Below are 22470 nucleotides of genomic sequence, written 5' to 3'. Positions count from 1 at the left end.
GACTGCCGTGCCGTTCTGCTCACGCCGAGGGCCGAGCACCGCGCCTCTTACTGTACGAAGGCCCTGCTCAGACGATACGGAAGCGCCTCTCCGGCCGCCTGCTGAAGCTCGTCGAGCATCTCCGCCTCGGATTTGAGGAGCTCGTGATTATATCCCTCCGCCATGATCAATGCCGATTCATACGTCTCCTGGACGACCCTGATGCGGTCGCTCGGAGGAAGCGACGCGACGAACTCGATCGTCTCTTCCACATGGGCAACCTCGCTCCCAAGGCAACTGTGACTTCGGAGAAAGCGGGTCGCATCGACGCCGTCAGGGCATAGTGCCTGCACCTTCTCGATATCGGTCTTCTGCTTGAGCGCGGCGATGCGTTCCAGACAGTAGGAATAGCCGATGCAGCCGATCGGGTAGTCCTCGACGCAGAGCTCATCGAACCGCTCGCAGAGCGGCTTGATGCCGTCGGGAATGAAGTTGGCGACCAATCGCTCGGCGGGCAGGCCCAGCGCGCGAAGATCCTTGAGCGCAAGCCGGTCGTGACCAGTCTCCTCGCGCGCACGTTCTTCAAGATAAGCCGCCACTTCCGGCCGCCCCAGTTCGTTGAATCGCCTGGCGGCGCGCTGGAGATTTCGCGGCGTGTGGACAGACGTGTGGTAGGCGCCCACGATGGCGATGATGTAGCCGACAAGCGTCGGCGCCGGGCTGGCGAGGCGCTTTTCAATTCTGGAAAATCCGAGATTGATCGCGCCGTCGAGCAGCCCGATCGTGCTGCCCCTGGCGCCGACGCCCGTCATAGGCGTCGCAAACGGATCTGCGTATTCCTTTGTGCCGCCCGGGAGATGAAACCAGACCTCCCCGGACTCGCGAGCGATGATCGAAATATTGCCGCTAACGCTGACCCACTCCGTGACCAGGGGCGCCATTCCACACCTCCATATCCGAGCGGTCGCGCGCGCAACGTTTCCCGCACGGTGCGCGCGAAACTCGCCAAAAAAACAGCTCAGGCCAATCTCGACTGCGCTAGATTCCGTTTGGCGTAATGGCCATCAGCAAGCGCGCTGTCTCGAGCAGAGACAGGTGATGCGGAGGCTGCTCGACGCGCGATCGGTCCGGCACCACGAAAATGACTCCGGTCCCATCAGGGTCCGGGTTGTGACAGCCGTCATTATACTCTTCTTCCGTGAACACGATGGGGTTCGCGAGGAATATGCCCCGGGCCTCGAGCGACGCCTTGGCGTTTGGCGAGGTGCCGTCCGACTGCCGCGTCGTCAACCACTTTTCAAAATCTGGATCGGTCCACGCCTCGACGATCAACTGTGCGAGGGCATCGTTCTGATAAGAAAAATCAGCAACTCTTTCTTGGAGATTAGCGTCCCGGAAGATACCTGCCATAGCGAAGCCCTCCGTAAAATACAGGGGCGCCGTTCTGACGCCCGGTATTTTCGTAGCTTAGTTGTAGAACTCTGCGGTGGCAAGCCAGACTAGCGCCACCGAAAAGGCTGTAAGCACTTGGCGGTCGACGATGAAAGCTGGTCGCGGCCGAACACCTCGCCGTCAGGGTTTCGCCGCGGCTTCCACGCCGTGAAGCTGGGTGGCTACGATCAATTCGCCGATCTTCCTGCCCAGCTGTTTTCCAACTTCGGTAGAAAACCGATAGTGAAAACCGGCCCGCGCCTGCGGCCATCAGGCGCAGGCCGAGTGCAGAGAACTTAAGGAAGAGGCCCGACGATCGCCTGATCGTGGCGTGCCGCGATGCCGGGCAAGAGATCCATATGCTCCTCCCGGGGATCGGGAATGCCGTGCAGGTCGCGGAAGAATTCTTCGTGGCGGCGCGGCGTGGACACCAGAATATGTCGCGCGTCGGCGTCCCCGACATTGGTGAAGCCGTGAACCGTGCCTCTCGGGACCAGGACGCGTGCGCCCGGCCCTGCCACGGCGGTGCGGTCGCCGATGAGGTATTTCAGTTGGCCTGCGATCACGATGAAGAGCTTGTCTTCGGTGGCGGAGATGTGCGCGGGTGCGCCGGTGCCGGGCTTGATCGTCATGTCGAGGATCGTGAAGGGGCTCGGATAGGGGTTGATGATCCCGGTGGTGATCCCGGCGAATTCTGTCGTTTCGAATTCCGTGGTGATATCGGCTTGCATGTTCGCTCCAGGGCAAGGTTGCGATCTGACAAACCGCATGTAGCGACCGCGCCCGCCCTGAGTAGCCCTGCCGGTCCGGACAGAGCGGCCAGGATACTGGCCAATCGGGCGCGTCACTGTCCGGCCGCCGCAGCCTCCAGGTGGCGCGCCAGGACTTGCGCGAACGCATTGACCTTGGGATTGAGGTCGGCGCGCGAGGGAAAGGTGAGATGCAGCCGGATCGATCCCGAGAACAGGTTCGGCAGCACGGGTAAAACGGCTTTCGACGCAAGCTCGGCTTGGCACAGCGATTGCGGCAGCAGCCCGACGCCTTGATGCAGCAAGACGAACTCACGCACCAGGGCGAAACTGTCCACCGCGAGTTGGAATTGCGGGAACTCGACCCCGTTCTTGAGAGCACGGGACAGCAGGCGACGCAGCTCGGGCCGTTCGGGACCAATCAGCGTGCTCACCGCGTGTATGTTGGCCGGCTCGCCGTTCCTGCGCAGATATTCGGCGCTGCCATAGAGGCCGAACTCCATGTCCAGAACGCCCCTGACAAGCGCTCCCTGCGGGTTGGAAGCGCCGATGCGAAGGGCGACGTCGATGTTTTCGGAGACGAGGTCGAGCACGTCGTTCGTGAGCAGCACCTCGAACCGCACGGCGGGATGCGCTTCACGGAATTCGGAAACGGCGCCGGCAATGAGCCCGGGCGGAAAATCCGCCGGCACCGTAAGACGGATTCCACCGCCATAGGGGCTGCCTGCCTTGCCCAGGCCGTCGAGCGCGCCGGCGAGGGAGGCCAGAGCCTCCGCAGAGCGTCCGTACAGTTCGGCGCCTTCCGTGGTGAGCGAGAAAGCGCGAGTCGAACGCTTGAAAAGGCGCACGCCGAGTGTCCTTTCCAAGGTCCGGATGCGCAAACTGACGGACGAGCGCGGGGTGTTGGTCTGACGTGCGGCCGCCGCAAATCCGCCAGCCCGCACGACAGCGACAAAGGTCTGAAGAGAGTTGAGGTCCATTCGGCGCGCCTTTTGTCACGCCAAATTCGGATGTCGTCGCATCGGCCGGGCCGAAATCACGCATGTCATATGATTTATCCGCGATCTGCGGGCAGACGGACGAAGCACGTCGTGGCGGAAGAGGATTGATGTGGTTGCCGGCTTCAATGACGTTGCGGAGCTACAGGATCGTTTCAACGAATCGGAGATGAGTTACATTCGAAATGTTGTCCCGTGCGTCACACCGGCCAGGACGCACGGGACCACAGATGCGGCGCACGAAACTCAACAGCCGTGGCAGATCGTGAGCTTGCGATCGACAGCGCGATCCTCTTCGCTGATTTGCTCGAGCTCGTTCGTGTTCTGCGACGGCAGGTCCTTCGCATGGGGCTGACGATGGCCGACCGGCGCAGGCCACGGCAGACCTAACGTCCGTGATGAGGCATCGGACATGCCTGACGAGACGGCCGAGGGCGATGGTTTCGCCAGTCCCACCGTCTCGGCCGTGGCCGTGCGACCAGAGAGTAAAGCTGCCAGAAGCACTGCTCCGATCATCTCACGCATGATTGCTCTCCAAAGCTTCGATTGCCGTTGGTGTCATCGGCTGACCTCCTTCCGATATGGAGCGGCCAGAATCGGCGCGGCTTGCTACAGCGTGATTTCAATCATTCGGGAGAAGAGTTGCGGTTGTAAGAACCGACCAGCTAGCCGTGATGAACTGCGGGCGAACGACCCGACGATCTGTTCTTGCACCGCCTAAGCAATAGGCACTCCGGCGCGTCGATAGATCATCGACGCGTGCCATGGAGCGTGGGTTGCCACTTCGAACAGAGACGTTCAAAGCCCGAGGTCGGAAAGCCCCGGGTGATTGGCGGGACGAGGTCCCGAACGGTCCCAGTGGTATTTGCGATCGGACTCCTTGATGGGGAGATCGTTGATGCAGGCGAACCGTTTTTGCATCAGCCCGTTCTCGGCAAATTCCCAGTTCTCGTTGCCGTAGGAGCGAAACCAGTTTCCGGAATCGTCGTGCCACTCATAGGCGAAACGTACGGCGATCCGGTTCTCGGTGAACGCCCAGAGCTCCTTGATCAGGCGGTAGTCGAGCTCCTTGACCCATTTCCGCGTGAGAAACGCGACGATCTCGGCGCGGCCGTTGATGAATTCCGACCGGTTTCGCCAGTAGCTGTCCGGGCTGTAGGCGAGCGACACCTTTTCCGGATTACAGGAATTCCAGCCGTCTTCCGCGCCGCGCACTTTCTGCACGGCAGTCTCATGGGTGAAGGGTGGAAAGGGGGGACGGCTCTCGGCCATATACGATCTCCATTTCTAGCTCGGCCCGGGTCCGGCGCATGGCACGCGAGTGTGCCCGGGCGGCTCATCCTTATCTTTCCGAAGCACGCGCCAGCTTTCCATAATGCACGATAGCTTGTGATGCGAGGGACGGAACTGGCGGCGATGGCGGCCAGCAAGCCGCGTCAGCTCCCCTTCCTTCCGAGCCGAATTTTGCGTTAAGGTTGCGGAGGATCCGGAGTGCCCGTGCAGACCGCACAACGCCATTCGCTGAAGTTGTTGCAATGGATGATGGCCGCTTCCCTGGCCCTTCCGCTGGCGCTCTTTGTTTTTGCTTCGGTGATCTCCTGGAATTCAATCAACCAGGCCGCCGACCGGGAAATCGAGCGCACGCTCGATGTCGCGCACGAGCACGCGCTGAAAGTGTTCGAGACCATCGACCGCAGCCTGTCGGAGATCGCGGAAATCATTCGCGGCCTTCCCGACGACGCGATCCGTTCGCGTGAAGAGAGCCTGCACGAGCGGCTGAAGCAGCTCACGGCATCGCTGCCCCAGGTGAAATCGGCGTGGGTCTTCGACGCCAGGGGCCATGCTCTGGTCAACAGCCTGGTGGCCCCGGCGCCCGACATCGATTTCTCGGACCGAGCGTATTTCAGGGCCCATGCCGCCGGCGACGTCGGCACCCATATCGGCGACGTGCTGACGCCGCGGCCGCCCTACCGGGGCGCACCATTCTTCGGCGTCAGCCGTCGGCGGTCGACCGAGACAGGCGACTTTGCCGGCGTGATCCAGGCATCGGTGCTGCCCGAATATTTCGAGAATTTCTACGCGCGGATCGGCCGCGAACCCGGCAGCTTCTTCGCGCTCGGGCGCACCGACGGCGCGATGCTGGCTGGCTATCCGACGGCCGACCGTGAGTTCCGCCTCGACCCTGACGGACCGGTCGGGCAGAAGCTTGCCGCGATCCCCGATGGCGGCCTGATCACCGTCACCTCGCCGGCCGACGGCATCGAACGCCGTCTCGGTTATCGGCGGCTCGCCGAATATCCTATCTATGTCAGCGCGGGGCTCGAGACCTCGGCGATCCGCGCGCGCTGGCTCGCGACCATCGGCCAGCACCTGATCTTCGGCGTGCCCGCCACCGCGCTGTTGTTCCTGCTGCTCGCTCTGGCGCTGCGGCGGACGCGACGCCTGCATGAGGAGGCCGAAAGACGCCAGGAAGCCGAAGAGGCGCTGAAGCATGGGCAACGGCTGGAGGCCCTCGGCCAGCTCACCGGTGGCGTCGCGCACGACTTCAACAATCTGCTGACCGTGATCCGCGCCTCCATCGACATGTTGCGGCGGCCGAACCTTCCGGAGCAGCGGCGGCTGCGCTACATCGATGCGATTTCGGAGACGGTCAACCGGGCCTCGAAACTGACCGGCCAACTGCTCGCCTTCGCCCGACGACAGACGCTCAAGCCTGAACTGTTCGACGTCGGCCAGAGCGTGCAGGTGCTGGGCGAGATGATCGGAACGCTGGTCGGGCCGCGGATCGAGATCGTCACCAGGCTGCCGGACGAACCCTGCTTCATCAACGCCGATGCCGGCCAGTTCGAGACCGCGATCATCAACATGGCCGTCAATGCCCGTGACGCCATGAATGGTGCCGGCCGGCTGACGATCGCGGTGCGTCGCGCAGCCGAACTGCCCGTTGCCGATGGCCATCCGCCGGCGCCGCACGGCTATGTCGCGGTGGCGGTCGGGGACGTCGGCATCGGCATTCCGCAGGATCAGCTCGGGCGCATCTTCGAGCCGTTCTTCACCACCAAGCAGATCGGTCAGGGCACCGGGCTCGGGCTGTCGCAGGTATTCGGATTCGCCAAGCAGTCCGGCGGCGAGATTGTCGTCGTCAGCGAGGTCGGCAAGGGCTCTACCTTCACGCTCTATCTGCCTCGCGCCGCGGCCACGGGTCCGACATTGCAGTTCGCGGCCGCGGATGCGCCGCCGGTCGACGGCAGCGGCATGTCGGTGCTGGTGGTCGAGGACAATATCGAGGTCGGCAGGTTTACGGCCGATGCGCTCGCCGAACTCGGCTACGCCGCGACCCTGGTCGAGAACGCTACGCAGGCGCTGGACGCGCTGGCCGGCGACGCCGCCCGCTTCGACGTGGTGTTCACCGACGTCGCGATGCCCGGCATAAGCGGCGTCGAGCTCGCCCAGGAAATCCGCCGCCGCTGCCCGGACCTGCCGGTCGTGCTGACCAGCGGCTACAGCCAGGTGCTGGCGCAGCGAGGCAGCTATGGATTCGACTTCCTGCAAAAGCCGTATTCGATCGAGCAGCTCTCGCACGCGCTGCACAAGGTCTCCCGGCCGAAACCAACACGAACACCGACGGCGGCGTCGTCCTGACGCGCGCCGGTCCATTGTAACCGGTCCAGGCCGGGGTTAGCCTTCCGTCGGCGTCTATCCAGGAGGGAACGATGAGTCCCGACTACCCGGTCATCCTCCATCATTTTCCTCAATCGCCGTTCTCGGAGAAGATCCGCCTGATCCTGGCGCTGAAGAACGTGACATGGACCTCGGTGCTGATTTCCCGGATCATGCCCCGTCCGGATCTGATGCCGCTGACGGGAGGCTACCGGCGGACCCCGGTGCTGCAGATCGGCGCCGATATCTACTGCGACACCCAATGCATCGTCCGCGAACTGGAACGGCGCTATCCGCAGCCGACGCTGTTCCCGAGCGGGTATTACGGGCTTGCCGCCGCGACCGCGATGTGGACCGACCGTCCGTTCTTCCAGAACACCGTCAACCTGATCTTCGGCTCGGTGGCCGACAATGTGCCGCAGGAGTTCATCGACGACCGCGAAAAGCTGCGCGGCGCCAAATTTGATGTTGCCGCCATGCGGGAAGCGATCCCGCAGATGCGCGATCAGTTTCGTGCCCACCTGCAATGGATCGAAGCCCAGCTTCGCAACGGCCATAGCTGGATGTGCGGCGATAGCGCCAGCCTGTGCGACGTCAACGCCTACATGAATATCTGGTACGTGCGCACCAACCTTCCCGACCTCGACAAGCTGCTGTTCGAGTTCCCCGCCACGCGATCATGGGAGGCGCGCATTCGCGCCATCGAGCACAAGCCATGCAAGGAAATCTCGCCCGCCTCCGCGCTCGACATCGCCGCCAATGCTGCGCCGCGGACCACCGTGCTGGCCGACCCTTACGATCCCAACCACCGCAAGCCGGGCGACCAGGTCGAGGTGATGCCCGATGACTACGGCAAGATCAAAGTGAGCGGCGAGATCGTTTCCCTGTCTTCGCAGCATATCGCGATCCGCAGGCACGACCCCCGCGCCGGCGAGGTGGTGGTGCACTTCCCGCGGGCCGGCTTTCTGGTGTTTGATCAGGGCAGATAGGCCGAAGGAGTTGCTTGATGATCGATCACATCGGTTTTCCGGTTTCCGACTATCAGCGTTCCCTGGCGTTCTATCAGCAGGCGCTCGCGCCGCTCGACTACACGCTGATCATGAAAGTCACGCAGGAGAACGGCGCTGACCGGGCGGCCGGCTTCGGCGCGGGCGGCAAGCCGGATTTCTGGATCGGCGGTGAAGGCGGGCTTGAAAAGCCGCTGCATGTCGCGATCGTGGCAAAGGACCGCGCAACCGTGGATGCGTTCTACAAGGCAGCGATCGCAGCCGGCGGACGCGACAATGGCGCGCCCGGTATCCGCGCGCACTATCATCCCAACTATTACGGCGCGTTCGTGCTCGACCCCGACGGCCACAACATCGAAGCGGTCTGCCACGCGCCGGAATAGTTCCGGGCTTGGACCGCCGGAACATCACAGCATGCGTGCCGTTATCGTTCTTCCGAAACAGAAACGGAGCGAACCATGACGCGTGATGATCCGCGCGCCGCGATCGGAAACAACGGCACGGTTACGTAGATGCCGATCGAACCGCCCGAGGTTCCGCCGCCAACACCAGGCACGCCGAGCGAACCACCTCCCGGAATCCCTCCGGGGAGTCCGCGCCCTGAGGTGCCGCCGCCGGCACGTGAGCCCGGCGAACCGCCAGTACCTGACGAACTGCCCGGCAAGCTGCCGGATGAATTGCCGATTCGCGGGCCGAACGGACCGCCTCCGCCGAATCCGACCGATGCCGCGGAACCACGCAAGCAACAATGGTGAGATCGCGATTTGCAAGTCTCGTCTGAATGAGCAATGAACAAGTTTGCTTGCAAGTCATTGCAACGCTGAAATAAAAAGCCTTTCCCCTTTGTCGCCCGCCACATTGCGGCCTAACGAATAACCGTTGATCCGACCGCCGAGCTATTCGGCCCCCGCCCATCCTCCTTCCTTACCAAGAACTTTCCCGGGACCTGCAATCATGACCAACCTCCGCCTCGTGCTGCTTGCCACGACCGCATTGACGGTGACGCAGCTAGCCAGCTTCGCATCGCATGCGCAAACCGCGCCACTCGTCGTGGCACAGGCAGCGGCGCCGAAGGAAGAACTCGGCCCCGACGGAAAGCCGAAGCAGCCACCGAAGGCAGCGCCGCCGGCCGGCGCGCCAAAGCAGCCCGCACCGCCGCAGCCGCCTGGCGCCGCTCCGCCTGCTCATCCGTCCGCTCCACCGGCCGCTGCGCCAGCGCGACCGGCACCACCGCCTCCGGCTGCTGCGCCGGCACGGCCGACACCGCCGCCGGCCGCCGCTCCGGAACGACCAACGCCTCCGCCTGCCGCGCCGACACGGCCGACTCCGCCTCCAGCCGCTGCTCCAGAGCGGCCAACGCCCCCGCCTGCCGCCCCGGCACGGCCGACTCCGCCGCCAGCCGCTGCTCCGGAACGACCAACAGCTCCACCTCCGTCTGCTGCTCCGCCGGCGCGTCCGACGCCGCCTCCGGCAGCAGCGCCGCATACTCCGACGCCGCCCACTGCAGCGCCGCCGGCGCGCACGCAGCCGCCCACGCCTCCATCCGCGGCGACGCCGCCCGCTGCGCCCACGACGCCAGCCACTCCGACGCCACCGCGCGGCGCGCAAAAGGAGGTGCCGCCCGCCGGCGCCAAGCAGCCCGCGCCTGCGCCGACGCAGCCTCATCCCGCGCCTGCGGCAACGCCGACACCCGCAACGCCGCCAGCCGCGGGAAGTCCGTCTCCGACTCCTTCGCCGGCACGGCCTGGCGCGGCGACGACGACACCTCCCGCCGCCGGTACGCCGGCGAGCCAGCCTCCCGCTGCAGGCACGCCGCCCGCCGGCGCCAAGCAGCCCGGGGCGGCCCCCACCGCCACGCCGACGCAGACTCGGCCTGCGCCTGCGGCAACGCCGACACCCGCAACGCCGCCGGCCGCGGGAAGCCCGTCTCCGACGCCTTCGCCGGTGCGGCCTGGCGCAGCGACGACGACACCTCCTGCCGCCGGCACGCCAGCGAGCCCGCCTCCGGCTGCAGGCACACCGCCTGCCGGCGCACCCGCTGCCGGAACTCCGACTGCGCCGCCCCAAGCCGGCCTCCCGCCCCGGCCTGCAGCTCCTCCCCCCGGAGCCGCTGCGCCGACCGTCGTCCCCGGCACGCCCGCCGCAGCGCCCCCGCCCAACAGGGCGCAATACGCGCCGCCGACGATTGCGCCGGCCTTCCGGGCGGCACCTACGGTCGCAGCGCCGCTGCCACCACCGCCGCGTCCGCCGCAGCGTGACCTGACGCCGCTCGCGATCGGTGCGGGCGTGGTGGCCGGCGCCGTGATCGGCGCGACAATCGCCGACCTCCGCAACCAGCGACAGGAAGTCGTCGAAGGCGGCCGTACCGTCTACACCGAGCCGGATCGCATCATCATCCGCGACCCGAGTGGGCAGGAGTACGTCCGCGGCAACGATCTCTATCGCTTCCGCTATGGCGCTCGCGACATCCGGAGCGAGACGATCGGCGGCGAAACCCGCACCGTCGTGGTCCGTCCCGACGGCAGCGAGGTGATCACCGTGGTTGGTGCGGACGGCACGCTGCTGCGGCGAATCCGCAGGGACCCCGGCGGCCGCGAGATCGTCATCATCGACAACAGCTACCGCGATCCGCGGGCGGTCGGCGGCTTCTATGTCGACGTGCCGCCGCCCGTGGTCAACATTCCCTACGATCGCTACATCGTCGACGCCCAGGAGGCGTCGCCGGACGTGATCTACGAGACCATGGAGGCACCGCCGGTACAACGGATCGAACGGCGCTATTCGCTCGACGAGATCCGCTACAGCCCCAATGTTCGCATGCAAATGCCGAGCATCGACGTCAACACGATCAACTTCGAGACGGGATCGTGGACTATCCCGCCGGACCAGGCGGCTCGGCTGCAGGTGATCGCCGACGGCCTCAACCGCGCGATCCAGCGCAACCCGCGCGAGGTGTTCCTGATCGAGGGACACACCGACGCGGTCGGCAACGACGTCGACAATCTGTCATTGTCGGATCGCCGTGCGCAGTCCGCGGCTGAATTGCTGACCCAGCAGTTCGGTGTGCCGGCGGAGAACCTGACGTCGCAGGGCTACGGCAAGCAGTATCTGAAGGAGCAGACGGACGGACCGAGCCGCATCAACCGGCGCGTCACTGTCCGCCGCATCACCCCGCTGCTCAACGGCGGCACCGCTTCACTGCCACCACCCAGCACACCGCGCTGAGGCGAGCGATTTCGAACAAATGGCCGGGAGCGATCCCGGCCATTTTTGTTTCGACAGTGACCACGAATTCGCTTCAGACTTTTGATGGGTTTCGCTTCGCTCGACCCATCCTACGAGCCCGTCATTGCGGGCCACTCGGCTATAGGCAGGCTTCGCAGATCGCGGCGACATGGCGATGGTCGGTGCCGCAGCAGCCGCCGAGAATGTGCATGCCGGGAAACGAGCGCCGGAGGTCGACATAGCGGCGGCCGAGATCGGTGGGATCGCCGGCATCGAGCGTCTCGGATTCGTCGAGCTCCTGGTGGCTCTTGGCCGACGCATTGGCCCTGACGCCATGGATGCGCCCGGCCCACGTGTCGCCCGCGCTCAACGCGCCTGCGAAATGGGACGGATGCGCGCAGTTGATCAGGAAATATTCCGGCCCGTTTTGCGTGGCGCGATCGACAGCCTCGATCGCCTCACGCAGCGTTTCACCCTTCACCAGACGACCATCGGTTTCGACGGTGAAGGAGATCGCCACCGGAATACCGTGTGCCTTGGCCGCGTGGACGATGCCGATCGCCTCATTGATCCCGTTCAGCGTGAACGCCGTCACCATGTCGGCGCCGCCTTCCGCGAAGGCGGCAATCTGTGGCGCATGATAGGCTTCCGCCTCCGATGCATCCATGTTGCCGGCTTTGTAGCCATCGCCGCGCGGACCGATCGCGCCATCGATGACACAGGGCATGTTCGGCCGCTCCCAGCCGGTTCGCAGATGGTTCAGGAACTCAATCGAACGGACGTTGATCGATGTCAGCGCAGCCGCGTCGTAGCCGAGCTTGACGCCCCAATCCGGATTGGCGCGCCAGGTCGGGCTGTCGAGCACGAAACCGGTGCCCTTCGCGCGCGCAATCGCAAGGTAGGACTCGTAGTAGCGCTTGAGGTGCTCACGACCATCCGCGGAATCGAGCAGGACGAAAGCGGCAAAGTGCGGCAGCTCGAGGCTGTGGTGGAAGATCAGCGTCGTTTCCATGCCGCCGTCGGTCAGGAAGATGCCGCCGCGCCGCTGTGGCAGGTCGTGCCGATACTTGGCCATTGATGCCTCCGTGATCAAAAGGGCTGTCACCGGTAGGTCGGCCAATGCCGGGTTTGGTTGGGCCGGCTGGTGCCTCATATTGTCGCGACTTCCAGATGGCTCCCGCGCGCAGAGGCGTGAACGCAGAACCTGTCGGGATGGGCAAAAGCGTAGCGTGCCCGCCTCCGAGCGGAGTGTTGATCGCGGGCACGCTTCGCTTCGCCCACGCTACAAGAGCTCGCGAGGCTACGGCGCCGGTGCGGCAAGTCCCAGCGCATCGGCGATGACACGGAAGACGTCCGTGTTGTCCATCGAACCATGAACGCGTTCGCTGCCTGGGCCGGTTGCTGTCAGGATGACGTCTTCTCCCGAATGCACGCTGGCGCCGATCATCGCCGGCAGATTGCCGGGGCGTAGCACGGCTCCCGGAACGTCCTTGTATTTGTCGTTGGCTTTGAAAGTCCCAGGCTCATCGCCCTTCGCCGTCGGATCATTCGGGTTATCGAGCTTGGGGCGGAAGGTTTCGTAATGGTCCGGCAGGCTGGCCGAGAAAATCGCGAGCCGCCGGCTGACATCCACCCGCGAGGGATAGCCTTCCGCATCGGCAGCCGGATAGTTGGGGAATCCCGCCTTGTCATAGACGCCGACGCGTTCGCGGAACGGGACGTTGGGCGTCTTAGTCATGTCGTCATTGATGGTGCCGACAAGACTGTTGGGATGATTGTGGTCCGCCACCACCAGGATCAAGGTGTCGTCGCCGCGGGCCTGCGCCCAGTCGCGCGCAAAACGAACGGCATTGTCGAGCATGATCGTGTCGTAGACCGCGCGCTCCATGTCCAGGAGATGAGCGTATTTGTCGATCAGTCCCGATTCCACCATCAGGAAGAAGCCGGCATCGTTCTTCGACAGCACTTTCAGCGCGGCCTGCACCTGCTCGGTCAGGTCGGGCTGTTCGGGAAACTTGCCGACGCTGCCGCCTTTGAGGAACTTGCGGTCCAGGACGCCGTCCATGTTGCCGGAGGCAAACAGTCCCAGCAGCTTGTTCGTGTCGGGTTTCGCAGCCGAGGCATCAAGCTCGGACTTTGTCGTCACCACCTGATAGCCGGCATCGCGAAAGCGGGCGATGTAATCGATGTCGTCCTTGCGCTTTCCCGCTGCTGCTTGCGGCAGGAAATTCGCGCTGCCTCCTCCCATCAGGACATCGGGCTTGGCGGCGAAGAGCTGCGCGACGATCTCATCATAGGCGGCGCGGCGGCGGGTATGCGCGACCATTGCCGCCGGTGTGGCATCCTCGACTTCGGTGTTGGTGACGATCCCGATGCCCAGACCAAGCCGCCGCTTCGCGACGCTGGTGATGGTTTCGACCTTGGGATCATCGAACGGGCTTGTGGAGCGATCAGCGTAGACACCCAACGCGTTGACGGCGGTCTTGTGGCCCGTGGCGTAGGCGCTGGCCGCATTCGCCGAATCGGTGATGATCGAATCGGAGCCGGCAGTCGCAACCAGCGCCATATGCGGCATGTCGTCGATGGCAAGCTTGCCGAGGCTTTTGCCTTCCGCAATTCCCTTGGAGAGCATACGCGCCGCAACCCGATGCGCCGGCGACAGTCCATCACCGATGAACAGGATCACGTTCTTGGCCTTGCGCGGACCGGTGTCGTAAACCGACCACACGACAGTGCGGCTGCGTGCGCCGTCAGAGACTTCCACCTTCACGCTTCCGGGCTTGGTCAATGCGACGTCGCGAACGATCAGGGCCGACTGCTCCTTGCCGTCTTCGTGCTCCACGAAGGTGCCGGGCTGGCCGAACGCTGCGGAATAATCCGCGCCGTTCACCGTGACTTTCACATTCGCCGGATCAACGCGATCGGGAAACTCGACCTTGAAGTCGAAATGGGCGCTGGCGAGGATGTCGGCGCGGTCGATCGGATAGATCGTCTGGGCTAGCGTCGGCGATCCGGACAACAGGACGAGGAGAGCGGCACCGGCAAATGGCTTGATCATGATTTGCGCCCCACAATTGTTCGCCCGCGCCGTCCGGCTGCAGTACGGAGGTCACGGGCGCGCAGGCGACGAGACTAGCCGCGCCGAATGACGCGTCCATTACACATCGAGCCTGGATACCGGCGATGGATCGTCGCAGTCCGTAGCCCGGATGGAGCGCAAGCGTAGTCCGGGCTACGGAGCTCACACGCTTCAGCTCTTGTCGCTATCGAGCCTCAAGATGTTCGAGCCCTCGCCGAGCGACAGCAAGCCTGTCTCCGCGTAGAGATCCAGCTTGGTGCGGGTATCGGCGATGTCGAGGTTGCGCATTGTGAGCTGGCCGATACGGTCCGCCGGCGTGAACGCCGCATCCTCCACCTTCTCCATGCTCAGCCGCTCCGGCTGATAGCTCAGGTTCGGGCTCTCGGTGTTCAAGATCGAATAGTCGTTGCCGCGGCGCAGCTCGAGCGTCACCTCACCGGTGATGGCGCGCGCCACCCAACGCTGGGCGGTTTCGCGCAGCATGAGAGCCTGAGAATCGAACCACCGCCCCTGGTAGAGCAGCCGGCCAAGGCGCAGGCCGTTGATCCGGTACTGCTCGATGGTGTCTTCGTTGTGGATGCCGGTGATCAGGCGCTCATAGGCGATGTGCAGCAGCGCCATGCCGGGAGCTTCATAGATGCCGCGGCTCTTTGCCTCGATGATCCGGTTCTCGATCTGGTCGCTCATGCCAAGACCATGCCTGCCGCCGATGGCGTTGGCCTCGAGGAACAGCGCCACCGGGTCCGGGAAAGTCTGGCCGTTCAGCGCGACGGGCTGGCCTTCCTCGAAGCGCACGGTGACCTGTTCGGCCCTGACGACACAGTCGTCGCGCCAGAACGGCACGCCCATGATCGGATTGACGATCTTGATACCGCTTTGCAGGCTCTCGAGATCCTTGGCCTCGTGGGTTGCACCGAGGAGATTGCTGTCGGTCGAATACGCCTTCTCGGCGCTCATCTTGTAGGCGAACCCTTGCGCGGTCATGAACGCCGACATTTCCGCGCGGCCGCCGAGCTCGTCGATGAATTGCTGGTCGAGCCAGGGCTTGTAGATCTTCAGGTTCGAATTGGTCAGCAGGCCGTAGCGATAGAACCGCTCGATATCGTTGCCCTTGAAGGTGGAGCCATCACCCCAGATGTTGACCCCGTCCTCCTTCATGGCCGAGACCAGCATGGTGCCAGTCACGGCGCGACCGAGCGGGGTGGTGTTGAAATAGGTGGCGCCGCCGGTCGAGATGTGGAAGGCACCGGATTGGATCGCGGCAATGCCTTCGTGGACCAATTGCATACGGCAATCCACGAGGCGGGCTTTCTCGGCGCCGAACTCCATGGCCTTGCGCGGAATTTCGTTGTAGTCGGACTCGTCGGGCTGGCCGAGGTTCGCGGTGTAGGCAAAGACGCGCGCGCCCTTCTGTTTCATCCATAGCAGCGCTGCGCTGGTGTCGAGACCGCCCGAGAAAGCGATGCCGACTTTTTCGCCCTTGGGCAGGCTTTTCAAAATCGTACTCATGGAGCGTCCAATCGGTCGTAAAGTCGTTTGCTGTTAAGTTGCGCGAATATCAAATTTCGCGCTGATGGGCACGTGATTAATGGCGGCCTTTATGACGTCGCTCATATCGACGGCCTGGGGTCCGTCTCGCGCCGGCGCCACCGTCGCGCGAACCGGGTTAGCGCGGCATCAACCTGGGCATCCGTCACCCGCGTCGACGGCCAGCGGTAGATCAGGGCATAGGCGAGCCAGATCACCAGGTAGGTCACGATGCCGGCAATCGCGACGTCGGTGAAGAAATGCCCGCCAAAGGCCATCCGCAGGGCGCTGGTGGCGATACCGAACACGGTCGCCGCCGCAAACGCCAGGGCGCGCCATTGCGGCGGCGCCAGCGCTGCCGGCGCATAGGTCCAGAACGCAGTCGCCCCCTCGCCGGAGAAGAACGAGCAGTTGCGGCCGCAGGTGCCGCGCGGATCCCACCACGGCACGAAGCTCTTGTCGCCGGCAAACTCGGTCACCGCCACCGGTCGCGGCCGGCCCCAATAGGTCTTGAAGGTGAAGTTGGTGAGGACGCCGGCGGAGAGCAGCAGCGTCACCAGGAGAAACGTCGCGGCGCGGCCCGAGATCAGCATCGGCCGGTCGGGCCGGATCATCTTGACGACGAACGCAGCGATCGCGGGCAGCGCAAATCCCCATGCGATCCACATCGCCGCATCGCGCGCAAACGACGCGACAGCGTTCAGCTTCAGCGGAAAGGTTTTTTGCGCGGCATCGTAGAACAGCGCACCGAGCTTCAGGTCGAGTTCGGGAAAGAGCCCGAACAACAGCCCGATCACGACCGCAAGCCCCAGCGCGATGAAAAGTCCGGTCCGGTTCATGGCGCGCGGTTTACCCGAGGCGGCGGGATGTGGAAACCCCGAATTCAACCGTCATTGCGGGGAGCGATAGCGACGAAGCAATCCACCTCTCCGCACGCGCAGCTGCATGGATTGCTTCGCGGAGCCTGTCGTCGGGCGGCGCTTCGCGCCGACCCGGTGGCTCGCAATGACAGCTCCATTCACGGCTGCGGCCGGGATTGTGACGGCAGTGGCGGGGGCGGCGGCAATTTGCGCGGCGGCTCGCGCCAGGCGCCGGCGGTGCGGCCCGCAATCAGCCAGTACACCAGACCCGCGACGATGCCGGCGCCGGTCATGATCTCGAGATGGCGATGCACGATGCCCTCGAACCGGAACGTATCGGGGTCGAACGGAACCAGGCCGAGATAACAGGCGGCCCCGACGATCGCGCCGCCGATCGCATAGCTCAGCGCGCCCCGGACATTGAAGGCTTCCGTGATCAGCACCACGATCAGCGCCGGCAGCAGCGCGAATCCGGAAATGAAGATGAAGCCGAGCACGATGTTGATGGCGTTCTGATCGATCTGACCGGTGCCGATATCGCTCAGCTCCGGATAGAGCACCGCCACGACGATGATCATGCCCGCCACCAGACAGGAGGCAAGGAAAGCGAACAGGATCAGGAAGACGCGGCCGATCAGTGCCATGGCTTCATTCCACCGTCAGACCGTACCCGCGACACTACTCTCCACCGTCATGCCCGGGCTTGACCCGGGCATCCACGCCTGCCTCGAAGCTTCGGAAAGACGTGGATGGCCGGGACGAGCCCGGCCATGACGAGTTTCGGTGCATAGATCGTCTCAATCCGTCATCGCCATTGCGCGCAGCGCCTGGCGCTCGCGGGCGGAGAGTTTTTCGGTCTCCGATTTCAACTGGCCGCAGGCGGCGAGGATGTCGCGGCCGCGCGGGGTGCGCACCGGCGAGGAATAGCCGGCGTTGAAGATATATTCGGAGAACTTCTCGATCTGCTCCCAGTCCGAGCATTCGTAACGCGTGCCCGGCCAGGGATTGAACGGGATCAGGTTGATCTTCGCCGGAATGCCCTTCAGCAGCTTCACCAGCAGCTTGGCGTCATCGAGCGAATCATTGATGCCCTTCAGCATCACATATTCGAAGGTGATGCGCCGCGCGTTGGAGGCCCCGGGATAGTCGCGGCAGGCCTGCAGCAATTCCTGAATCGGAAATTTGCGGTTGAGCGGCACCAATTCGTTGCGCAACTCGTCGCGCACGGCATGCAGCGAGATCGCGAGCATGACGCCGATCTCCTCGCCGGTGCGGATGATGTTCGGCACCACGCCCGAGGTCGACAGCGTGATGCGGCGGCGGGAGATGCCGATGCCTTCATTATCAGCAACGATGAGCAACGCATCGCGCACCGCATCGAAATTGTAGAGCGGCTCGCCCATGCCCATCATCACGACGTTGGTGACGAGGCGGCCGCCGCTCTCGCGGTCGGCCCAATCGTTCAGCCGATCCCGCGCCACCATCACCTGGCCGACGATCTCGCCGGCCGTGAGGTTACGCACCAGGCGCTGCGTGCCAGTGTGGCAGAAGGCGCAATTCAGCGTGCAGCCGACCTGCGAGGAGACGCAGAGCGTGCCGCGATCGGTCTCGGGGATATAGACGCATTCGACTTCATGCGGCTTCTCAAGATCATTGCCGCTGGGCAGCCGCAACAGCCATTTGCGGGTGCCGTCGTTCGAAATCTGCTCGGCGACCACTTCGGGCCGGTCGACGGTAAAATGCTTCTCCAGCTCGCTGCGCATCTCCTTCGAGACGTTGGTCATCTCGGCAAAGCTCTTGGCGCCGCGGAAATAGATCCAGTGCCAGAGCTGCTGGGTGCGCATCTTGCGTTGCGAGGCCGGCACACCGATCTCGCCGAGCCGCTCGGCGATCTCCGTGCGCGACAGCCCGATCAGCGACGGCTTGGCCGGCGGCACATAGGTCTCGAGCGGAACTTTCTCCACGAGCGCGGTGCTGGCGCGATCGCTCTGGCTGGTGAGGGTGTCGGTCATGAAACATCACATAGGCCTTCCAGCAGGCGCTGGAAAGGCGGGAAATGCGCGGATTTCAGGCTGAATTAGCGCCGGCAGTCCTGCGCCAGCCGATCGAGCGCCTGCGACAGGCCCTTGAGCGAGAACGTGTCCGTCGTCTCGGTGCCCTTGGCCGAGACGCCTTTCACGGTCAGGTCCGCAGCCTTGCGCATGGCTTCGACCATGCGCTCTTCTTCTGCGGCGTTCTTGATCCAGAGCCCGTCGCCCTGGGTGTACATCGCATACGACCCGCCGCCGACCTCGAGCGTCGATTCCGACCCGGGCTTCAGGGTGTAGCCGATCATGATCGAGACTTCGTTGATGACCTTTTCCGCCGGACGGGTCGAGACGAAGGCGTAGGCCGGATCGCGCGGGCGATTCGGCGGATTGGTCTTCGACGACGACGGTTTTGCCAGCGCAAAACACACCTTCTTGCCGTTCGGGGTCGCGGTATAGGCGCCCCAGGTGCCGAACTGGCCAATCAGGGTCGGTTCGGCGCCCCCGGCCGCGGCAGCCGCCGCAGCGCCCTCCGGCTTGGCCGGGGCCGCAGACTTTGCCGCGCCCTTGGTGGCCGCCTTGGGGGAACCGCCCTGCGCCACGGCAAGGGAAGTCGTCGCGCAAAGCAGGGCGCCTGCAACCAGAGATGTCAGTATTTGCCGCACGGACAACTGGTTCCCCTATCATTGTGACTGGAAGATGGCCCAACCGGCGTCGTCCCCGGCGCGATGCAATAGCCGGAAAAGGCCTTTTTGGGAAGGTAGTTAGGGGCATGGCGCGCGGTTCCGCCGCATTAACTTTTGGTACGCGAGGCGCGCTGCTGTTCCCATTGCGCGTCGGTCCAATGCAGGAGGTCCTCCGCCCCGGAGCTGCGCAAATGCGCCCCGCCGTCCTGCACCACCATCTCGCCATTGATGTAGCCGGCCTGGTCGGAGATCAGGAAACTCGCGAGGTTGGCGAGCTCGCCGTGCCCGCCGGGACGGCCCAGCGGGTTGCGGTGCGCCCAGCTCTCCTCGCGCCCTTCGGGCCGGAGCTGGCCGGTTGCTCCCGGCGTCGGAAATGCGCCCGGCGCGATCGCGACAGTGCGGATGCCCTTTGGCCCCCATTCCACGGCAAGGCTCTTGGTCATCGCAAGCACCGCCGACTTCGCCATCGCTGACGGCACCGTGAAGGCGCGCCCGGTGATCGTCGAGGTCGAGAGGATCGAGAGGATGACGCCTTTGTGCCCGCTCTCGATCCACCGCTTGCCGGCGGCAAGCGTGCAATACATCGTGCCGTGCAGCGTCGGCGCCAGGATCGCGTCCGCAGCACGGAATGAGAGATGCTCAGTCTGTGCAATGAAGGTTGCGGCCGCGTTGTTGACGAGCACGTCGATCGGCGCTTCCTGCCAGATCGCGTCCATCATCGCATCCACCGCCGCGCCGTCGCGGATGTCGCATGTGATTGTAGTGACCTTGGCGCCGAGATCGTCGCGCAATCTCGTCGCCGTGTGCTGCAGTAATTCCGTCCTGCGGCCACAGATGATCAGTTCGGCGCCGAGCTCGGCAAAGCGTCGCCCCATCGCTGCGCCAAGCCCGGAGCCGCCGCCGGTGACGAGGATCCGCTTGTGTGCCAGCAGGCTCTTTTCAAACATTGTTTGATCCCTCCGCGTTGTATTGTCGCCCGGCTTCAAATCCGGCATGAAGCGAGTAATCCTTCTGTGTCCGAAAATCAGGTGCATCCATGAAAGCCATTCTCTGCACAGAATATTGCCAACCCGACGATCTCGTGCTGGCTGACGTGCCCGATCCCGTGGCCGGACCGGGCGAAGCGGTGATCGCGATCAAAGCCGCGGCCCTGAATTTCTTCGACATCCTGATGATCCAGGGCAAGTACCAGATCAAGCCGCCGTTCCCGTTCTCGCCCGCGGCAGAAGTCGCCGGCGTGATCGAGAGCGTCGGCGACGGCGTCACTGATCTCAAGCCCGGCGATCGCGTGGTCGCCTCCTGCGGCCACAATGGCGCGCGCGAGAAGATCGCGCTGCCGGCGAATTCGATCGTGAAGATTCCCGACAATCTCGATTTCGATCGCGCCGCCGGGATCATCATCATCTACGGCACAGCGCTGCACGCGCTGGAAGATCGTGCGAGCCCGAAACCGGGCGAGACGCTGGCCGTGCTTGGCGCCGCCGGCGGCACGGGGCTTGCGGCCTGCGAGCTCGGCAAGTTGATGGGCCTGAAGGTGATCGCCTGCGCCTCCTCGGACGAGAAGCTTGAGTTTGCCAAGCAGCATGGCGCCGAGCTGACGCTCAATTACGCCAAGGAAGATCTGAAAGAGGGCCTAAAGGCGCTGACCGGCGGCAAGGGCGTCGACATCATCTTCGATCCCGTCGGCGGGACCTACGCCGAAGCTGCGCTCCGCGCCATCGCCTGGGAAGGCCGCTTTCTCGTCATCGGCTTTGCCGCCGGCGACATTCCGAAGATGCCGCTCAACCTTGCGCTGCTCAAAGGCTGCGATATCCGCGGCGTGTTCTGGGGCGCGTGGACGCGGCTCAACCCCGAGAAGAACCGCAAGAACCTGCAGAAGCTCGTGCAGTGGACCGCCGAAGGAAAAATCTCTTCGCATGTCGATCGCACCTTCCCGCTGTCGCAAACGGCGGAAGCACTGAAGGTGCTCGCCGGCCGCAAGGCGATGGGCAAGGTGATCCTGCATCCATAAAGAGGCGACACGCGCGTGAGTTGTGGCGCCATCCAGGCGCCGCGCTCTCCTATTACGGAATCACGCGCACTTACCCCGTGACCCCAATTCATTTAACTATGTGAATTAACTGACCGGGTTAGTTCCGAATGCGGAACTTATTCCCAAAATCACCATTTTTAATTTAGTGAATAGGGCATTTTTGCCATAATCGAACCAAAATAAGTCCCAATTCCCGCAGGTCAGGGCCGTTTTTTGGGCTCATTCGCAGTGCGTAAGTTCCCGTTAGCGGGCACTCGGGGAAAGCCGACAAGAAGCAAGAGACAACCAGAGATGCCCCATGCGTTGCGTATTGTGTAACGGGAAGCGTCAAAATGGTGGATATTTCATCACGCGTCACGCCGAGACAGGCGCATGACGTAGATATCGATGATCCTGAGCTGGCAGAGTATCGCTACCAGCGGTCGTATCGATCGGATACCGACATCGACACAGACGAGCCCGCCCCGCTGTTCCTGTCATACCCTCTCGACGAGGACAGCGGTGCGAAATATCGGCGAGGTTCTCTCGAACGTTCGCTCGGCCGCTCGTTGCTCACGAGTGGTCTTCTCATCGCTGCCGCCGCAGCGGCGGCTGTCCTGCTGGTTTCGCTAGACGTCACGCATAACATCACGGCCACCGCCAAGACGTGGCTGCTCGGCACCTCGCAAGTGCAGGCCCGAACCGTCATGGCGGCGCTGCCGCAACCCGTGAGCGAGCCTGTACCGCCACCATCGACCAATTCAGGTCCGCCGTCGCGCGAGCAAATCACGGCCGCGTATCAGGAGGCGATCAAGGGCGGCCAGGCCGTGGTCCGGTCGGTGGCACCGCCATCTGCCGCTCCACCGGCACCAGCAGCCGCTCCACCCGCGCCATCCGCCGCAGTACAAGCGGCACCGCCCGCTGCGCCGCCGGCAAGACAGGTCAGTCCCGACGAGCTCGGCGCACTGATGAAGCGGGCGAACAGCCTGCTTGCGATCGGCGATATCGCAGCCGCACGGCTGCTGCTCGAGCGCGCCGCCGATGCGCAGGAGGCCGACGCGGCGCTGCTGCTGGCGCGGACCTACGATCCCCTGGTGCTGGGAACGAAGGATGCGCGCGCCATCACGCCCGATCCGGCTCAGGCGCGGATCTGGTACCGCCGGGCGGCCGAGCTTGGCTCGCAACACGCCCAGCAACGTCTCACACAAATGCAAGATTGAACCTTTTTGGG

At 64.1% G+C, this 22470-nt stretch carries 23 protein-coding genes; 7 read left to right on the top strand and 16 right to left on the bottom strand.

Translation table 11 applies throughout. The annotated features are described in order from the left end of the window. Window positions 1–47 precede the first annotated feature (47 nt). From ACZIRK_RS12570 to ACZIRK_RS12545, 6 genes are all read right to left on the bottom strand, one after another. A complete protein-coding gene (locus ACZIRK_RS12570; RefSeq protein WP_130228999.1) occupies window positions 48–920 on the bottom strand; it encodes a hypothetical protein in 873 nt (290 codons plus the stop codon). A 97-nt stretch (window positions 921–1017) separates the two neighbouring features. Beyond that, window positions 1018–1389, bottom strand: a complete 372-nt coding sequence (locus ACZIRK_RS12565; RefSeq protein WP_130229000.1) for a hypothetical protein — start codon at window positions 1387–1389, stop codon at window positions 1018–1020. 317 nt (window positions 1390–1706) lie between these two features. Continuing rightward, window positions 1707–2141 carry a cupin domain-containing protein gene (locus tag ACZIRK_RS12560; protein WP_130229001.1) on the bottom strand — a complete coding sequence of 145 codons (435 nt, stop codon included), beginning with the start codon at window positions 2139–2141 and terminating at the stop codon, window positions 1707–1709. A 113-nt stretch (window positions 2142–2254) separates the two neighbouring features. Beyond that, window positions 2255–3139 carry a LysR family transcriptional regulator gene (locus ACZIRK_RS12555; RefSeq protein WP_463327398.1) on the bottom strand — a complete coding sequence of 295 codons (885 nt, stop codon included), beginning with the start codon at window positions 3137–3139 and terminating at the stop codon, window positions 2255–2257. 264 nt (window positions 3140–3403) lie between these two features. Then, window positions 3404–3682, bottom strand: a complete 279-nt coding sequence (locus tag ACZIRK_RS12550; protein ID WP_028165159.1) for a hypothetical protein — start codon at window positions 3680–3682, stop codon at window positions 3404–3406. A 273-nt stretch (window positions 3683–3955) separates the two neighbouring features. Continuing rightward, window positions 3956–4429 carry a nuclear transport factor 2 family protein gene (locus tag ACZIRK_RS12545; protein WP_028165160.1) on the bottom strand — a complete coding sequence of 158 codons (474 nt, stop codon included), beginning with the start codon at window positions 4427–4429 and terminating at the stop codon, window positions 3956–3958. 225 nt (window positions 4430–4654) lie between these two features. On the opposite strand from ACZIRK_RS12545, the gene ACZIRK_RS12540 reads away from it, so the two are divergent. The 4 genes from ACZIRK_RS12540 (at window position 4655) to ACZIRK_RS12525 (ending at window position 8579) form a co-directional block, all read left to right on the top strand. Continuing rightward, window positions 4655–6799 (top strand): hybrid sensor histidine kinase/response regulator, encoded by a 2145-nt coding sequence (locus ACZIRK_RS12540; protein WP_463327402.1) that lies wholly within the window; start codon window positions 4655–4657, stop codon window positions 6797–6799. Between the two features lie 71 nt (window positions 6800–6870). Next, window positions 6871–7806 carry a glutathione S-transferase family protein gene (locus ACZIRK_RS12535; protein WP_130229003.1) on the top strand — a complete coding sequence of 312 codons (936 nt, stop codon included), beginning with the start codon at window positions 6871–6873 and terminating at the stop codon, window positions 7804–7806. A gap of 17 nt (window positions 7807–7823) precedes the next feature. Next, window positions 7824–8207: a VOC family protein gene (locus tag ACZIRK_RS12530; RefSeq protein WP_130229004.1), complete on the top strand. Its 384-nt coding sequence runs from the start codon at window positions 7824–7826 to the stop codon at window positions 8205–8207. 129 nt (window positions 8208–8336) lie between these two features. Further along, a complete protein-coding gene (locus tag ACZIRK_RS12525; RefSeq protein WP_130229005.1) occupies window positions 8337–8579 on the top strand; it encodes a hypothetical protein in 243 nt (80 codons plus the stop codon). 197 nt (window positions 8580–8776) lie between these two features. On the opposite strand, the gene ACZIRK_RS12520 is transcribed toward ACZIRK_RS12525, so the two are convergent. Together ACZIRK_RS12520 and ACZIRK_RS12515 are read right to left on the bottom strand one after the other, a co-directional pair. Beyond that, a complete protein-coding gene (locus ACZIRK_RS12520) occupies window positions 8777–9367 on the bottom strand; it encodes a hypothetical protein (protein WP_463327397.1) in 591 nt (196 codons plus the stop codon). Window positions 9368–9485: 118 nt separating this feature from the next. Beyond that, on the bottom strand, window positions 9486–9842 hold the full coding sequence (locus ACZIRK_RS12515; RefSeq protein WP_463327396.1) for a hypothetical protein: 357 nt from the start codon (window positions 9840–9842) through the stop codon (window positions 9486–9488). 271 nt (window positions 9843–10113) lie between these two features. On the opposite strand from ACZIRK_RS12515, the gene ACZIRK_RS12510 reads away from it, so the two are divergent. Next, window positions 10114–11049, top strand: a complete 936-nt coding sequence (locus tag ACZIRK_RS12510) for an OmpA family protein (RefSeq protein WP_463327395.1) — start codon at window positions 10114–10116, stop codon at window positions 11047–11049. Between the two features lie 139 nt (window positions 11050–11188). Here ACZIRK_RS12510 and ACZIRK_RS12505 read toward each other — a convergent pair whose 3' ends face one another. From ACZIRK_RS12505 to ACZIRK_RS12470, 8 genes are all read right to left on the bottom strand, one after another. Further along, the gene (locus ACZIRK_RS12505) at window positions 11189–12124 is read right to left on the bottom strand and encodes a homocysteine S-methyltransferase family protein (protein WP_130227329.1); all 936 of its coding nucleotides are present in this window, start codon (window positions 12122–12124) and stop codon (window positions 11189–11191) included. A 225-nt stretch (window positions 12125–12349) separates the two neighbouring features. Continuing rightward, window positions 12350–14107 carry an alkaline phosphatase gene (locus ACZIRK_RS12500; protein ID WP_130227330.1) on the bottom strand — a complete coding sequence of 586 codons (1758 nt, stop codon included), beginning with the start codon at window positions 14105–14107 and terminating at the stop codon, window positions 12350–12352. Between the two features lie 192 nt (window positions 14108–14299). Further along, the gene (gene argG / locus ACZIRK_RS12495; RefSeq protein ID WP_130227331.1) at window positions 14300–15637 is read right to left on the bottom strand and encodes an argininosuccinate synthase; all 1338 of its coding nucleotides are present in this window, start codon (window positions 15635–15637) and stop codon (window positions 14300–14302) included. Between the two features lie 101 nt (window positions 15638–15738). Then, window positions 15739–16494 carry a phosphatase PAP2 family protein gene (locus tag ACZIRK_RS12490; RefSeq protein ID WP_130227332.1) on the bottom strand — a complete coding sequence of 252 codons (756 nt, stop codon included), beginning with the start codon at window positions 16492–16494 and terminating at the stop codon, window positions 15739–15741. 179 nt (window positions 16495–16673) lie between these two features. Continuing rightward, window positions 16674–17159, bottom strand: a complete 486-nt coding sequence (locus tag ACZIRK_RS12485; RefSeq protein ID WP_463327394.1) for a hypothetical protein — start codon at window positions 17157–17159, stop codon at window positions 16674–16676. Window positions 17160–17312: 153 nt separating this feature from the next. Then, window positions 17313–18527: a dual-specificity RNA methyltransferase RlmN gene (gene rlmN, locus ACZIRK_RS12480; protein WP_130227334.1), complete on the bottom strand. Its 1215-nt coding sequence runs from the start codon at window positions 18525–18527 to the stop codon at window positions 17313–17315. 65 nt (window positions 18528–18592) lie between these two features. Continuing rightward, window positions 18593–19213: an invasion associated locus B family protein gene (locus ACZIRK_RS12475; protein WP_130227335.1), complete on the bottom strand. Its 621-nt coding sequence runs from the start codon at window positions 19211–19213 to the stop codon at window positions 18593–18595. Window positions 19214–19335: 122 nt separating this feature from the next. After that, window positions 19336–20175, bottom strand: coding sequence for an SDR family oxidoreductase (locus ACZIRK_RS12470; RefSeq protein WP_130227336.1), 840 nt, complete (start codon window positions 20173–20175; stop codon window positions 19336–19338). A gap of 89 nt (window positions 20176–20264) precedes the next feature. On the opposite strand from ACZIRK_RS12470, the gene ACZIRK_RS12465 reads away from it, so the two are divergent. Next, on the top strand, window positions 20265–21239 hold the full coding sequence (locus ACZIRK_RS12465) for an NADPH:quinone oxidoreductase family protein (RefSeq protein ID WP_130227337.1): 975 nt from the start codon (window positions 20265–20267) through the stop codon (window positions 21237–21239). A 353-nt stretch (window positions 21240–21592) separates the two neighbouring features. Next, complete coding sequence (locus ACZIRK_RS12460) at window positions 21593–22459, top strand: hypothetical protein (protein ID WP_130227338.1); 867 nt, start codon at window positions 21593–21595, stop codon at window positions 22457–22459. Window positions 22460–22470 lie beyond the last annotated feature (11 nt).

Source organism: Bradyrhizobium sp. Leo114 (genome assembly GCF_055229415.2).
The sequence above is the reverse complement of the archived record's forward strand: the minus strand, read 5'-3'. Positions and strand labels throughout refer to the sequence as shown.